This is a genomic window from Ewingella allii (genome assembly GCF_044430645.1).
GTDB classification, from domain to species: domain Bacteria; phylum Pseudomonadota; class Gammaproteobacteria; order Enterobacterales; family Enterobacteriaceae; genus Ewingella; species Ewingella allii.
Genome location: NZ_JAWUDN010000006.1, coordinates 15152 through 30445, shown reverse-complemented (window position 1 = coordinate 30445; position 15294 = coordinate 15152). Strand labels below are relative to the sequence as shown.

Genomic DNA, 15294 nt, shown 5'->3' with positions numbered 1-15294 from the left:
TATACCTAAATTCAGCCAGTTAAAAATATCTGCATTTTATTTTGATTTTTCTGCATCCAAATCCCGACCTGGTTCGTATGTACAGATGTGAGACAAGACCTTGTCTACTTACCCTAAAAGGACCACATCATGAAAACGCTTATTCGTACCGCAATCTGTGCTTCGATTCTTTTCAGCAGCGCGTCAATGGCAGCAATGATGTCCGACACCACCATGGTGGGCGGCGCGGCCATGTACCCGTCGAAAAATATCGTCGAGAACGCCGTGAACTCTAAAGACCACACCACGTTGGTGGCGGCAGTGAAAGCCGCGGGTCTGGTAGATACTCTGCAAAGCAAAGGGCCGTTTACCGTGTTTGCTCCCACCGATGCCGCCTTTAACAAGCTTCCAGCAGGTACTGTGGCTAATCTGGTAAAACCGGAGAACAAGGCCACGCTGACCAGCATCCTCACCTACCACGTGGTGGCCGGGAAATATGAGATGAAAGATCTGGAGAAATTGATCAAAAAAGGTGGCGGTAAAGCCGAACTGAAAACCGTGAATGGTCAGGCGCTGTGGCTGATTGGCAATGGTCCGCACAATATTCAGTTGAAAGATGCCAAGGGCGACGTGGCCAACATCAGTACCTATGATGTGCAGCAGAAAAATGGCGTGATCGACGTGATTGATACCGTGCTGATGCCGAAATAAAACCGTCTATACTGGGTGCAGTGGGGAAAAATCCCACTGCACACTTTCGGTTTTGGGGCTGGCGAATGCATGAGAATTTAACAATAAAAACGATGCCGGATCCGTCCGAGGATCCCCTGCGCGACCTGATGCACGCCATGGCTGGCGGGGATCGTCAGGCCTTCGAAAAACTGTACCGTTTAACTTCGCCGCGCCTGTTTGCCGTCGCGCTTCGCATGCTGCGTCGCCACGCGTGGGCCGAAGAGGTACTGCATGACAGCTTTATCACCGCGTGGAATCGCGCTGCGTCTTATAATGCCGCACTCAGCTCCCCGATGACCTGGCTGACCCATATCGTGCGTAACCGCGCCATTGACTGGATGCGCGGCAGCGACAACCAACTTGATGAACTGGACGACAGCCTGCAACAGAGCCTGTCCGGGGATAATGACGAGCCGCTGCGCCATTTGCAGCACAACGCCGAGGCCAAAGTGCTTGCCGACTGCATGGCGCACCTGCCGAATGAACAGCGGCAAAGTTTGGTGCTGGCATACTATCAGGGACTTTCGCATGGCGAAGTCTCAGACCATTTACAACAACCTCTTGGCACGATCAAAAGCTGGATCCGTCGCGCCCTTGAGCATTTAAAGAGCTGCGTGGGCCTATGAAAAACAGACGGGAATACCATGCCGCTCTGTCGGCGGAATATGCGCTGGGGACCTTACGCGGTGCGGCGCGCCGCCAGTTTGAGATAGCCATGCAAAATGACCCGGCGCTGCAGGCCGAAGTGGCTCGCTGGCAGGAAGCCTTTACCCAGCTCGACAACAGGCTCACGCCGGTCAGCCCGCCGTCATCGGTGTGGAAACGCATACAGCTGCAACTGGGGCCTGTGCCTCACGCAGCGGAGCATACCGACAACGCTCCAACACCAAGCAAAATGCGGTGGCGCGGCTATCTTGGCTGGGCGCTGGCGGCGGGGCTGGCTGCTTTACTGCTGGTACCTAAGCTACTGGTGCAGCCTTCGCCTATCACGCCAGTGGCCATTTTGGCTAACAGCAGCGCAGGCGTCGGGCAATGGGTGGTTAGCGTAGATAAAGACGCTAACCGGTTGACCCTCACTCCGCTGCATTTGCAGGAGATAGCCAAGGACCGAAGCTTGGAATTGTGGACCATTCCGGCGGACGGCAAACCGCGCTCGCTCGGATTGTTAAATGTGGCGTCGCCAACCCAGCTTTCACTGGCGGCAAGAATGCCTGACCCCGGCTCGACGCTGGCTATCAGCCTTGAACCTCAGGGCGGCTCCCCAACCGGGCAACCGACCGGCGCTGTTCTCTACAGCGGCGCGATTGCGCTTTAATCAGTACCCTCTAGCTTGAAAAGAAGTCTTCATCATTTTTCGCCGGGCGGCTTGGCTTGCCCGGCGTTTTTTTATCTTTGTACTCTGACTCGCCAGCGTCATCAACTCGGTCTAGGATTATGGGCAACACCCCGACTACGCTGTTAAGGAACCGCCATGAAAGACTGGAATCCTGATCTCTACCGCCAGTTCGAAGCCGAACGCACACGCCCCGCCGCTGAACTCCTTGCCCGTGTACTGCATCCTAACGCCAAATTCATCACCGACTTGGGCTGTGGGCCGGGGAATAGCACCGAACTGCTGCAACACGCCTACCCTCAAGCCCTGCTTACCGGCCTCGATACTTCTCAAGCCATGCTGGAAAAAGCGCGTGAACGCCTGCCTTCCTGCCGCTTTGAAAAGGTGGATATTCGCGAATGGAAGCCGACCCAGCCGCAAGACATTATCTATGGCAATGCTTCACTACAGTGGGTGACAGGGCACGAGGAGCTGATCCCCCATCTGATGCAGCAGCTCGCGCCCGAAGGCGTATTTGCCGTGCAGATGCCGGACAACCTGTCCCAGCCCTCGCACCAGTTAATGCAAAAGGTGGCCGACCAGCCGGAGTGGAGGAATGCGATTGCCGGGGTGGATAACTCGCGCAAGCAGCTGCTCACCACCGAACAATATTATGATTTGCTGGCAAGTCAGGGGGCGTTGGTGGATATCTGGCGCACCACCTATTACCACGTGATGCCTTCGGCCAAGGCGATTGTAGACTGGCTAAGTGCCACCGGGCTGCGGCCTTTCTTGGCTCCGCTAGATGAAAACCAGCAAGAAGCTTTCCTCGCCAGCTACCTGCAAGAGCTGGAGAAGGTCTACCTGCCACGCGCCGACCGCAGCGTGCTTCTGGCCTTCCCACGGCTATTTTTAATCGCCCGTAAAAGCGCGCGCCATTAATTTCCCACTATTTTTCTTTCACGGCGGAGAATATATTCACTCAGCCGTGAAATAAAATATTACCAATTCCTTTTCCGCCATTCACCGGCTAATAGCGAACTGTCACTCGGGGTTATTATCACTGATAAGTAAAACTTAATGGATAATTAAGATAGCTCTTAAAAAATCTCATAAAACCGCAATGGAAATGTAAATGATAAATATTATCAGTTTGCTACATCGCAAATAATCAACATTAAAATCCATTTAAAACAATAAGTTGTGATTTAAATAAAATTTTAGGGTTGAAATCACCCCTGCTCACCCCTAGTGTATTTAACAGCAACGAGACAATGCGACGTTAATTATCTTTGTGTATATCTTGTCATGTAAAAAGCATGAGGCACACACAGAGAAAAAATATTAAAACGCTGGCTATCACCATTAGATTTTAACGATTTCATTGATAGCTGACGATTTAAGGCAGAATGTAAAAAGGTTGCTATACTTATTCCCATACCGAATTCGTATAACGCTTAAACTAAAGATAACTAAAGAGGATATCTATTATGAGTACCGCTAAATTGGTAAAAACGAAATCTTCTGAGCTTCTCTACACACGTAATGATGTTGAAGAAGGCGTGAAGCTGGACACCATTAAAGTGCTGAACCCTTTGGTAGCTGAATACATCGACCTGTCGCTGATCACTAAGCAAGCTCACTGGAACATGCGCGGCGCGAACTTTATCGCAGTTCACGAAATGTTGGACGGTTTCCGCACTGCCATCACTGAGCATCAAGACAACATCGCAGAACGCGTGGTGCAATTAGGTGGTGTCGCACTGGGTACAGTGCAAGTGGTTAATGACAAAACTCCACTGAAAAGCTACCCAACTAACATTCACACCGTTCAAGAGCATTTGAAAGCATTGGCCGATCGTTATGGGCAAGTTGCCAACGACACACGCAAAGCGGCAACCAAAGTAGAAGATGAAGATACTGCAGATATTCTGACTGCGGCATCACGAGATCTGGATAAGTTCCTGTGGTTCATTGAATCCAATATTGAATAACCCCAGGGTCCAGCTTTCGACTTAATCAACTTCTAGCCTTGTAGAACGTATCGGGCCAATGGTGAAAATCATTGGCCCGTTTTCTATTGATTTGGAGGATTTATGGCAAGTGGATGGGCACAAGACGGCGCCGTTCAAGATCAAATTGACTCAACCGTCGAAGACGCTGTAAACCGCGCGCGTCAGGCACTGGGTCACGGCGAAAGTGCAGAATTCTGTCACGAATGTGGCGAACCTATTCCCGAGGCGCGTCGCAAAGCCCTGCCTGGAGTGCAATATTGCATTGTCTGCCAGACAGCGCTCGACAAAAAACATCAGGCCAGTGCGGGTTATAACCGTCGGGGGAGTAAAGATAGCCAGCTGCGGTAATATCTTATATATCGCCTCACAATTGCATTGCACCAAATTGGAACACCCCGCCCCTTTTCTCCGCCATATTTACCCCCCAGCAAGCAACCGATTGCTTCATTATTAGGCAACTGTTTCAGAACTTAGTTGTAAAAGTTAGAGTTTGATAGCAATAACGCAGCGTAACTGTTAATTAGCGATTGTTTAACAGCCGCCAATTGGTTAATGATGAACCGTTGCACCATAACGATCCATGTCAATTTGTAACGACGCACCAAAAAAGTGCGATCTGAGTTATTAAGCAAGCCTTAACGGTTCAGCAAGATATTAACCCACTGAATTCTATACGACTTGCTCTGTGGCACGCTAATTGCATTAAAATCGACGCAACAAATGCCGTTCCCATAATACGTATAAAGGAAATTAACTGATGAAGTCACTGTTGAAAGTTTCCCTGGCCGCGATGACGCTGGCCTTTGCCGTTAGCTCCCACGCTGCAGACAAAAAATTAATCGTTGCTACTGACACCGCATTCGTTCCTTTTGAATTCAAACAAGGCGATAAATATGTCGGTTTCGATATTGACCTGTGGGACGCCGTCGCCAAAGAGATGAAAGTCTCCTACGAACTGAAACCAATGGACTTTGGCGGTATCATTCCTGCTCTGCAAACTCACAACATCGATCTGGCGCTGGCGGGTATCACCATCACCCCTGAGCGTAAGAAAGCGATCGACTTCTCTGACGGCTACTACAACAGCGGCCTGATGGTAATGGTTAAGAAAGACAACGACAGCATCAAAAGCGTCGCTGACCTGAAAGGCAAAACTGTGGCAGTGAAGAGCGGCACCAGCTCCGTTGACTACATGAAAGCCAATGTACAAACCAAAGATCTGCGCCAGTTCCCGAACATCGACAGCGCCTACATGGAGCTGGGCACTGGCCGCGCTGACGCGGTCATGCACGACACGCCAAACATCCTGTACTTCATCAAAACTGCCGGTAACGGCCAGTTCAAAGCCGTGGGTGACTCGCTGGCTGGCCAGCAATACGGTATTGCTTTCCCACAGGGCAGCGACCTGCGTGAAAAAGCCAACGCCGCTCTGAAAACCATTAAAGAGAACGGCACCTACGCGAAAATCTACAAAAAATGGTTTGATACCGAGCCAAAATAATATCTGTTGCGCGCAACAGACGTTAAGTGATTGAGAAGTTAACGCCTGCCAGCACAACAGGCTGAGCAGGCGTTAAAAGTAATAGATTTATCTGGAGAGATTACATGCAGTTTGATTGGAGCGTTATTTGGCCCGCTCTGCCAATCCTGCTCGAAGGCGCCAAGATGACCCTGTGGATCTCGGTCCTCGGTCTGGTTGGCGGCCTGATTATCGGTGTGATTGCGGGCTTTGCTCGCGCGTTTGGCGGCTGGTTCAGCAGCCACATTGCACTGGTATTTATTGAGCTTATTCGCGGCACCCCGATTGTCGTGCAGGTGATGTTTATTTACTTCGCCCTGCCAATGATGGTTCCTGATTTACGTATCGATCCCTTTACCGCCGCGGTGGTGACTATCATCATCAACTCCGGTGCGTACATCGCTGAAATTACTCGTGGCGCCGTGTTGTCGATTCACAACGGCTTTCGCGAAGCAGGTCTGGCGCTGGGTCTTTCGCGTCGTGACACGCTGCGTTACATCATCATGCCTCTGGCACTGCGTCGCATGCTGCCACCGCTGGGCAACCAGTGGATCGTCAGCATCAAGGACACATCACTGTTCATCGTTATCGGCGTGGCCGAGCTGACCCGTCAGGGCCAGGAGATCATTGCCGGTAACTTCCGCGCGATGGAAATCTGGAGTGCGGTTGCCATTATTTATCTGATTATCACGCTGGCTCTGAGCTTTGTTCTGCGCCGCCTCGAACGCAAACTGAAAATTATATGATTGAATTTAAGAACGTCTCAAAACACTTTGGTAAAACCCAAGTGCTCCACGACATCGATCTGCAGATTTCTCAGGGTGAAGTGGTCGTGATCATCGGGCCGTCAGGCTCCGGTAAATCTACCCTGCTGCGCTGCATCAATAAGCTGGAAGAGATCACCTCCGGCGACCTGATTGTCGACGGCCTGAAGGTCAATGACCCGAAAGTCGACGAGCGCCTGATCCGCCAAGAAGCGGGCATGGTGTTCCAACAGTTCTACCTGTTCCCGCACATGACCGCGCTGGAAAACGTGGCCTTTGGCCCGATCCGCGTGCGTGGTGCGAAGAAGGAAGAAGCTAACAAGTTGGCAAAAGAGCTGCTGGCGAAGGTCGGTCTGTCCGAGCGCGCCCATCACTACCCTTCCGAGCTTTCCGGTGGTCAGCAACAGCGCGTGGCTATCGCCCGTGCGCTGGCGGTCAAACCTAAGCTGATGCTGTTTGATGAACCAACCTCGGCGCTGGACCCAGAGCTGCGTCATGAAGTTCTGACCGTCATGAAGCAGTTGGCGGACGAAGGCATGACCATGGTTATCGTGACCCACGAAGTTGGGTTTGCCGAGAAAGTGGCATCACGCCTGATCTTCATCGACAAAGGGCGCATTGCTGAAGATGGCAAACCTGCTGACTTGGTGAACAATCCGCCAAGCGAACGTCTGCGCGAGTTCCTTCAGCACGTTTCCTGATTCAACCAAAGCTCAATGAATAAACGGATATCCGAGGATATCCGTTTTTTTTACCCCCTTTCTCCCCCTCTGCGACATAAATTCCCTACACTGTTGTAACACCAACGGCTCCTTGTATGAGATCCATCGATAAACCGCAGCTTTAAAAGTGAGGAACAATGCCGAATAACGACTGGAACGCGTTATCGCAACGACCATTATCCAAGAGACATAAAAACCCTTTATTGCTTGTCTTGCCCTTCTTAATGCTGATGTTGACGCTGTTCAGCAGCGCCACACAAGCCGCCGCCCCGCAGCCTGCTGCCAACAGCGATGCTGATAAACAGAAAGCCTCCTATGCTGCGCTGGCGGATATTTTGCAAGATGATAAATCTCGCGCCGAGCTGATTGCTCACCTGCGCGACGCCGCCAAGCCTCAGTCTGGCGAGCAGCAACAGCCCGCCGCCGAGCCAAAATCCGAGCAAGTGTCGCTGGTTGATGGTCTGGTGGACACCAGCCAGCGCTATGCCTCACAGGTGATGCAGCGCGTGGAGCAGCTCAAAGAAACCATCGATTCCGGGCCAAAGCGCACCTTCAACGCCGAACGTTTTATCCACGCGCTCTCCTATTTCCTGATGACCGTGGTGGTGACCTTCGCCCTGTTCCACTTAATCCGTTTTCTGGTTAGCCCGCTGTATAAAAGGCTGGGGCGATGGGGGCACCACGCTCGTCTGAAAGAGGCGCACTGGTATCAACTGCCTGCCAGTATTCTGAGTGCCTTTGCGATAGATATTGCCATTTTGCTGCTCACCGTCGCCGCCGGAAACCTGTTCACTCAATATGTGAATGGCGGCAGCGCGCTAATTGCTCGCCAGCAGGCGCTGTTTCTCAGCGCCTTCGCGGTAATTGAATTCTTCAAAGCGGTACTGCGTTTACTCTTCGCGCCCAACTTCGACTATCTGCGCCCCTTCCCGCTGCGTGACAAGACTGCCAGCTATTGGAACACCCGCCTGGCGTGGGTCAGCGGCCTGATTGGTTACGCTCTGATGGTGGCCGTGCCGATTGTTGCCACGCAGATTAACTACCCGGCCGCCGCCGTGGTGAACTTTGTCGTGATGCTGGCTCTAACTCTCTACGCCAGCTGGCTGATTCTGCACAATCGCAAAAATATTCATCAGGAATTCAACCTGCTGGCCGAACGATCGATGGCCTTTTTTAGCGTGATCTTGAGAACGCTGGGCCATATTTGGCATATTTTGGCCGTCAGCTACTTTTTGGTGCTGTTCTTCCTGTCGCAGTTCGACTTTGCCGGCAGCCTGACCTTTATGATGGCCGCTACGGTGAAGAGCCTGATTATCATCGCGCTGGGTGCCTTAATCTCCGGCCTGCTGTCGCGCTGGATTTTAAAACGTATCACCCTGCCCGATGACATCAACCGCCGCTACCCGATGCTGCAAAAGCGCATCAACTCCTATATTCCCAGCGGGCTGAAAATCCTCCGCGTTCTGGTGGTACTGTCCGTCACCCTCTCCCTGCTGGATGCGTGGCAGATATTCAATCTTCACCACTGGCTGGCCACCGAGGGCGGGCAACAAGTGGTGGGTGGCGTGACCCATATTCTGTTTATTCTGTTCTTCGCCATCGTGTCATGGACCCTGCTCGCCAGTATTATCGAGCACCGCCTGGCGCTGGAGCTGAGTAACGGCTCACGCCCAAGCGCCCGCGAACGCACCCTGCTGACGCTGTTCCGCAACGTGCTGGCCATCGTGATTTGCACCATCACCATTATGATCATGCTGTCGCAAATAGGGTTAAACATCGCGCCCCTGCTTGCAGGTGCTGGGGCACTCGGCTTAGCCATCAGCTTCGGTGCCCAGACATTGGTGAAAGACGTGATCACCGGCGTATTCATTCAGTTCGAGAATGGGATGAATACTGGGGAATACGTCACGGTGATGGGGATTAGCGGCACGGTGGAGCGCATGACCATTCGCTCCATCGGCCTGCGCGACATTTATGGCGTGTACCACATTGTCCCTTACTCTTCGATAACCACGCTGTCGAACTACGAGCGCGAGTTCGGCGTATACCGCGCCAGCTACCGCGTAGGCCGCGATGAAGATGTCGACCAGGTCAATGCCGTACTGGCCGAAGCCGTAGAAGCCTTGAAGCAGGATGAGAGTGTTAAAGGCTCTCTGCTCGGCGAGCCAATCTATCAGGGCGTAGTCGAGCTAGGCGACCAATCATTCAGCGTCCGCGTGCTGATCCGCACTAAAGCGCTGGAGCAGTGGAACGTGCAGTATGCGCTGGACCGGCTGGTGAAGATCCACTTCCAGAAGGCGGGGATTAGCATGCCGAAGCAAGCAATGAGGGTGTTTACGGAGGAGCCTCCTAAAGCTGTGGGGGATGGCTTTGAAAAGCCATAGAAACTTTTAAGATCAAAACTGTGCGCTGCCGCCACACCGCTAAAACCTTGCGTTGCCACGCAAACTGGCCTTTAAGGTCAAAACCGTGCGCTGCCGCCACACCGCCCTCAAGGGGCGCCTATCGCCGCGCCCCTTGAGAATCCCCGGCTCTTTACTGCGCGCTTCGCTCGTTGGGCGGACGTGTTTCAGTTACTTCCGTTATCCACCGCAAAATGTCGCCGCTTAGGCGGTACCTTCGCTTCAGGCTTCGAGCCTAAGGTCTCGAACCGTTCGCTCAGCGCCATTTTTGACTGCGGTTTTGAGGCATTTCAACCGTACCTTTTCAATGAGGTTTGGATTTCTTTTACGAACTGAATGGAAAGGTTCGGTGTAAATGCCAGTAGGTCGCGTTCAGAAGTGACGCCGAGGGAGTGGTTCGAGACCTATGGCTCGAAGCCCGAACTGAGGGAACCGCCTAAGCGGCGGCACTTCGCGGCTGTCACCAAGGTGCCTGAAACACGTCCATCCCAACCCTGCGAAGCCTCGAGCACGCAGCAGAAAAAACGCAGGGTTCCAAGGGAGGCGCGTTCACGCCTCCCTTGGTCGGTGTGGGCCGACGCCCACGAACTTGAACTTGAACTTGAACTTGAACTTGAACTAAAAGACCTGTTCGCGTGGCAACACGAGGTATTAGTGGGCTTTGGGGCTTGCCCCCACCCCCGCCATCATCCTTACCAAATCCTGCATGCCGAGATTCACCTGATTGATGACCTCACCGGCGTTGCGGCTTAGCGTTACTCCGCCACCTGCGCGATTCACGCAGTTCCCCATGCCGTCGATGGCGGCCATCACGCCGTCGCGGATGCTTTGCGTGAGTTGATCAATTTCAACGGCGGCTTTGCGTGATTGGTCGGCAAGCGAACGGACTTCGCCTGCTACCACGGCGAATCCGCGGCCCTGTTCCCCGGCGTGGGCAGCTTCGATAGTGGCGTTAATCGCCAATAAATTGGTCTGTGAAGAGATTCGGCGTATGGTATCGACCATCTCACCAATGCGTTCAGAGGTTTGCCCCAGCTGGCTGATAATATCCGCCGTGCGCTTGGCAAGTGCTTCAACTTCCTGCATATCCTCTACCGCTTTTTGCACGATAGTCACGCCCTGCGCGGCCGTTTTATCGGTATTTAGCGACAACTCGTGGACGTGAGTCATCATATTTTCCTGCTGGCGCTGCTGGTTCATTTGCACCGTGATGTCTTGAGCGATTTTCACCACTTTCACCACTTTGCCTTCATCGTCCATCACCGGGTTGTAGCTGGCCTCCAGCCACACGCTCTGTCCACGGCTATTCACTCGCTCGAAACGGCCGAGGATAAACTCACCATTTTTCAGGCGCTGCCAGTGTGAGCGGTAATCGTTTGAGTCTCGCCAATCGGGCAGGCAAAACATCGCGTGGGATTTTCCCTGAATATGATTCAGTGAATATCCCATGACTTTTATAAAGTTGGCGTTGGCGGAAAGAATATGGCCTTCAGGGGTAAAGGTTATCAAAGCCATTGAGCGGTCGATTGCTTCTAATAAGCCATGATGATCGTGCGATTCATTAATACGATCAGTGACATCGCTGGCTATTTTAATTATCTCAATCACCTTCCCTTGTTTATTTAAAACGGGGACGTATGTCGCTTCTAACCAAATAAGAGAGCCGTTTTTATGCAAGCGTTTAATATTGCCGCTGACAGACTTGCCCTGCTGTAGCCCTTGCCAGTGCAGCCGATAAGCATCACTGGCAACGAACTCCGGGGTGCAGAATATCTTGTGGGGCTGCCCAACCACCTCATCACGGGTATAACCTATGGTGTTGAGAAATAGGCTATTTGCCTCGGTAACAATGCCCTGCGGGGTGAAGACGATCATGGGAACGGCTTGCGAGAGTGCAGAGAATTTATCACGCCATGCCGTGCTGAATTGATGAGTGAAAAGTTGCATAGTGCAGAGACCCTGTGGCTGATTACGTGAATAAGGAAATAACACGTGCGCTGAACGTTTAAATCTACAAAAATTGTAAATTTAAATTTAGCTTCGCCCTGGGTCGGTGTATTGGGAGGCTGCTAGAAAAGAAGATAAAAGTAAAAACCTAACGCGATGAATAATTTCACTGGTGACAAAGTGAACTGTTCTTATTATGAATTAATCATAATTTAAACTACTAAAAAAGGAAGGGGTCGCTAGGATTTTTTTTAGCCTGACACATTAATCCGTATCAGGCTAATTAAATGCGGGAGAGAAACAAGGCGTTAGATTAGGCCCAACGCTTTCCTGCCCAACTTTTTTGCTGCCAAGGGGTGAGGAAAGTCCAGGCCACGAAGCGGCTGATTTTATTCCCCTGAGTCATTTCTATGGTGCGAACGTCCGTCGCTTCCAGCTCTTCCAAAGCTTCATACAGCAGTGGCAAGGTGGTTTTCTTCGACACTAAGACCGTGAACCACAGGCAGTTAGTGCGCTTCTCGGCGCTCTCTTCCGCCATACGCACCACGAAAGCTTCTTCGCCCCCTTCGCACCACAGCTCATTGTGCTGGCCGCCGAAGTTCAGTTCAGCTTTACTTCCGGCGCGGCGATCGAGGCCAAGATTTTGGCGTTTACGCTGGCTGCTACCTGCGGCTTCCTCGGCAGAACCGTGGAATGGCGGATTGCACAGCACCGCGTCGTAGCGCTCGTCGTGACGAATAATGGTATCGAAAATGCGCTGCGGCTTAGACTGCAGGCGGAAACGCACCTGATTGGTCAGCTGCGGGTTGGTAGCAACAATCTTCTTGGCGGCGGCCATGGAAGTGGCGTCAATCTCACTGGCCGTAAAGCGCCAGCCGTATTCGCGCAAACCAATGATTGGGTAGATGCAGTTGGCACCCACGCCGATATCCAGAATCGCCAGATCCTTGCCTTTCGGGATCTCGCCATTGTTGCTGCTTGCCAGCAAATCAGCCAAATGGTGAATGTAATCCGCGCGGCCTGGGATTGGCGGGCAGAGATAATCAGCAGGAATATCCCAGTTTTCAATCTGATAGAAGTGACGCAGCAGCGCGCGGTTGAGCGCTTTTACTGCCTGCGGATCGGCGAAGTCCACCGACAAATCGCCCCATTTGTTTTCAGAAACGAACGGACCAAGCTCCGGGCTGCTGGCAATCAGGGCCGGGAAGTCATAGCGGCTACGGTGGCGGTTACGCGGATGCAGGCCGCTTTTTTCCTGCGGGAAGATTTTCTTTTGTTCCACCTGAATGACTCTCCGGTATTGTTTGATAAACGAACTATTTCTGAAAACGAATGGCTTTCACAAAGGATTAAAAATTTCTGGCGCGTAAGATACCACAAACTGCCCCTCTCTGCCGGACGTAAAAAAACCGCCATCAGCCGAGCGACCGATGGCGGTTGTCTATCGCGAAGCCTTACTTATGAAAATAGGTCTGCTGCACGAAATCGGCAAAGTCCTGGCACATGGCTTCGTCGCCATCGGCGCTGTCAGCTAACACGCGTTTGCCGTCCACCACGCGAATATGCGCATTCAGATCGAAATCCGCCGCCGGCTGTTCGCGCTTCGCCGCCGCTTTCATGGTCTGCTGCGCCTCTTCCCACGCCGCCGCCACGGTTTGGTTGCAAGCTTCAGCCAGATAATCCGGGTTGAAACCCTCGCCGGTGAGATTACGCAGGGTTTCGTCATGGCTAATGCTGTTGCCCGGCGTCCAGTAGTGCTTGGCTAAATCCGGGCCGATGGCCGGATTATCCGTCAGATAGCCATCGCGTTTAAGGAAGAAGGCGCGGGTTTGCTCGACGGCCATCAGCGCCAACAGGTAGCCCTGATAGGAACAGGCAGATTCCATCGATAACAAGTGAGGAATAGCCATGGTAGGCCGCGGGCTGCCGGTGACACCCAAAATGTGAGTTTCGACATCGCGCGCCAGCGCCAGAATGGCTTCCGGCGTGCGCTTTTCGTCCGGCCACTGGTAGAGCTGCCATTCAAAATAGGGCACCAGCAGAATGTGACGCTCATTGAAGGCGCGCATTGGCTGGCGGGCCGCGATGCTGTCGTGGATAAGGGTATCTGGCACCGACTCGCCCTGAGCATTCTTCGCGTAACGTTTTAGCCAGTCGGCATCTTCCAGCAGGCTGTCGCAGAACATAGACTGGGTTTCGGCGTAGGCCATGGAGGTCGGCGGGAACTCCTGCGAGAAGCACGGCGCGTTCTGGCGAATGTTGGCGAAATGCGCCGCGTGGCCGCCCTCGTGGAACAGCGTGTTCAGGCCGCTGCCGCCGCTGCCCACTTGGTCTGGCTTGGCGAGGCTGGTGAAGTTGATCACGCCAGAAACCCAGTCGCCGTTGTCATAGAAGGTGGGCACCGGGCTGTGCATAAAGCCATTTTCATATTTTCCTTCGCGCACCAGCAGGTCGAGCTGCATTTCTGCCCCCTGGAAGTCGATATGCAGGCGCTTAAAGCTGTCAATCCAGCGGCGCAGCGAGTCGGCAAACGGGAAATACGGGTCAAGCTGGCGAGTGACGTCTCCGGCGCTGGCAAAGCGAATGTTCCACGGCAGCAGGGCGCCATCGCCCTTACGCGCTACCAGCTCATTCAGGCTGCGCACGTTGCCTTCGCGGGTCTGCTCTTCAAAGCGATCCAGAATGGCGAACAGCTGTTCCGGCGTCATACGCTCGGTTTTGTTCACCTTATAATCGAAATAGTTACGGTAGCCCAACTGGCGGGCAAAACGGTTACGCAGGCCAACCAGCTCTGGGAAGCCGTTGTGCAACAGCCACTCTTCCAGCTCGCGCAGCGCGGTCTGGGAGCTACGGCGGTAAGCTTCGTTTTCATTATTGGCCTGATTGGTCAGCAGCTCGCCGAGAGAGGCATTCACTCGCTCGCCTTTGGCATTGATATGAGTCAGGCGGTGCGCCTTGCGCTTGGCGAACAGCGCGGATTCGGCCTGAATGATTTCATCCAGCAGCGCCTGCGCCTGCGGGTCTTCAATGGTGTTGCAGTCAAAGAAGCGATACCAGCCCTGAAGGCCGTGCAGCAGCGCCTTGCCCTCTTCGTCGAGAGTTAGTTTTTCCAGCGAGGCAATGTGCTCGCGCAATTCGCCCAACCGGCGGGATTCAGAGATAAAACGCTTGTGAGCAGTCTCAGCTGCCGCGAAGTCTGCCGACACGTTTTCATCGCCAGTTCCCATGTAGTTCTGCCAGAAAAGTTCTTCTTTGGCCTTGTGCACCTGCAGATAATCGTGATTTAGGGCATTAAAATAGTCTTGAGCCTTTTTCATGCAGTCTTCTCTATTGATAGGTAACGAGATTATGCATTGAGTGTATGTTTAGAAGGCGGTTCTGTCGACATGAGAGAACCGCGGTTGTTACGAGGATGTGAGGCAGGAAAGCTTAGTTTTTCTTCACGAACTCAGATTTGAGTTTCATCTGACCAAATCCGTCAATTTTGCAGTCAATATTGTGGTCACCTTCGCACAAACGGATGCTTTTCACTTTGGTGCCAATCTTGAGCATCGACGAGCTGCCTTTTACTTTGAGATCTTTAATGACGGTCACCGAGTCGCCGTCCACCAGCGTGTTGCCATTAGCATCAACCACTACCAGCGCGTCGTCCTGAGCATCGGCATCCCCTTCCAAAGACCAAACATGTCCACATTCAGGGCAATTGAGCATCGCGCCGTCCTGCCATGTGAATTCAGAACTACAAGCCGGGCAATTGGGTAACTTTTCCATGTATTTATCTCGTTAAATTATTTTTAAAAAAATGAGTAAAATCATAATCTAGATGATTAATACCCAGTATTTTACCTCTTCAGGATGGATATGAATAGATTTATGGGGAGAAATACAAAATCTTAATCGAA

14 protein-coding genes are annotated in these 15294 nt (G+C 52.6%); 10 read left to right on the top strand and 4 right to left on the bottom strand.

The features are described from left to right. Nucleotides 1-129: 129 nt before the first annotated feature. The 10 genes from SBO83_RS14135 (at nt 130) to ybiO (ending at nt 9427) form a co-directional block, all read left to right on the top strand. The gene (locus tag SBO83_RS14135) at nt 130-690 is read left to right on the top strand and encodes a fasciclin domain-containing protein (RefSeq protein ID WP_353501469.1); all 561 of its coding nucleotides are present in this window, start codon (nt 130-132) and stop codon (nt 688-690) included. 65 nt (nt 691-755) lie between these two features. Beyond that, entirely contained in the window at nt 756-1337 is a 582-nt protein-coding gene (locus SBO83_RS14130; RefSeq protein WP_396131948.1) for a sigma-70 family RNA polymerase sigma factor, read from the top strand. Then, nucleotides 1334-2026, top strand: a complete 693-nt coding sequence (locus SBO83_RS14125; RefSeq protein ID WP_396131947.1) for an anti-sigma factor — start codon at nt 1334-1336, stop codon at nt 2024-2026. Before SBO83_RS14130 ends, SBO83_RS14125 begins: the two co-directional genes overlap by 4 nt. A 156-nt stretch (nt 2027-2182) precedes the next feature. Beyond that, on the top strand, nt 2183-2965 hold the full coding sequence (gene tam / locus SBO83_RS14120) for a trans-aconitate 2-methyltransferase (protein WP_396131946.1): 783 nt from the start codon (nt 2183-2185) through the stop codon (nt 2963-2965). 548 nt (nt 2966-3513) lie between these two features. Further along, a complete protein-coding gene (gene dps / locus SBO83_RS14115; protein WP_034788867.1) occupies nt 3514-4017 on the top strand; it encodes a DNA starvation/stationary phase protection protein Dps in 504 nt (167 codons plus the stop codon). Between the two features lie 102 nt (nt 4018-4119). Beyond that, a complete protein-coding gene (locus SBO83_RS14110; protein WP_396131945.1) occupies nt 4120-4386 on the top strand; it encodes a DksA/TraR family C4-type zinc finger protein in 267 nt (88 codons plus the stop codon). Nucleotides 4387-4795: 409 nt separating this feature from the next. After that, the gene (gene glnH, locus SBO83_RS14105) at nt 4796-5539 is read left to right on the top strand and encodes a glutamine ABC transporter substrate-binding protein GlnH (RefSeq protein ID WP_034788847.1); all 744 of its coding nucleotides are present in this window, start codon (nt 4796-4798) and stop codon (nt 5537-5539) included. Nucleotides 5540-5643: 104 nt separating this feature from the next. Next, a complete protein-coding gene (glnP, locus tag SBO83_RS14100; protein WP_353501464.1) occupies nt 5644-6303 on the top strand; it encodes a glutamine ABC transporter permease GlnP in 660 nt (219 codons plus the stop codon). After that, nucleotides 6300-7022 (top strand): glutamine ABC transporter ATP-binding protein GlnQ, encoded by a 723-nt coding sequence (gene glnQ / locus SBO83_RS14095; protein WP_353501463.1) that lies wholly within the window; start codon nt 6300-6302, stop codon nt 7020-7022. Before glnP ends, glnQ begins: the two co-directional genes overlap by 4 nt. Nucleotides 7023-7267: 245 nt before the next feature. Next, nucleotides 7268-9427: a mechanosensitive channel protein gene (ybiO, locus tag SBO83_RS14090; protein ID WP_353501462.1), complete on the top strand. Its 2160-nt coding sequence runs from the start codon at nt 7268-7270 to the stop codon at nt 9425-9427. Between the two features lie 669 nt (nt 9428-10096). Here the strand turns inward: ybiO and SBO83_RS14085 are convergent. The 4 genes from SBO83_RS14085 to SBO83_RS14070 all read right to left on the bottom strand — a co-directional run bounded on the left by SBO83_RS14085 (nt 10097) and on the right by SBO83_RS14070 (nt 15163). Then, the gene (locus tag SBO83_RS14085) at nt 10097-11392 is read right to left on the bottom strand and encodes a PAS domain S-box protein (protein ID WP_396131944.1); all 1296 of its coding nucleotides are present in this window, start codon (nt 11390-11392) and stop codon (nt 10097-10099) included. A gap of 313 nt (nt 11393-11705) precedes the next feature. Next, on the bottom strand, nt 11706-12674 hold the full coding sequence (gene rlmF / locus SBO83_RS14080; protein WP_396131943.1) for a 23S rRNA (adenine(1618)-N(6))-methyltransferase RlmF: 969 nt from the start codon (nt 12672-12674) through the stop codon (nt 11706-11708). 172 nt (nt 12675-12846) lie between these two features. Further along, the gene (locus SBO83_RS14075; RefSeq protein WP_396131942.1) at nt 12847-14709 is read right to left on the bottom strand and encodes a M3 family metallopeptidase; all 1863 of its coding nucleotides are present in this window, start codon (nt 14707-14709) and stop codon (nt 12847-12849) included. 112 nt (nt 14710-14821) lie between these two features. Then, nucleotides 14822-15163, bottom strand: coding sequence for a zinc ribbon domain-containing protein YjdM (locus SBO83_RS14070; RefSeq protein WP_353501458.1), 342 nt, complete (start codon nt 15161-15163; stop codon nt 14822-14824). Between the last annotated feature and the right edge of the window lie 131 nt (nt 15164-15294).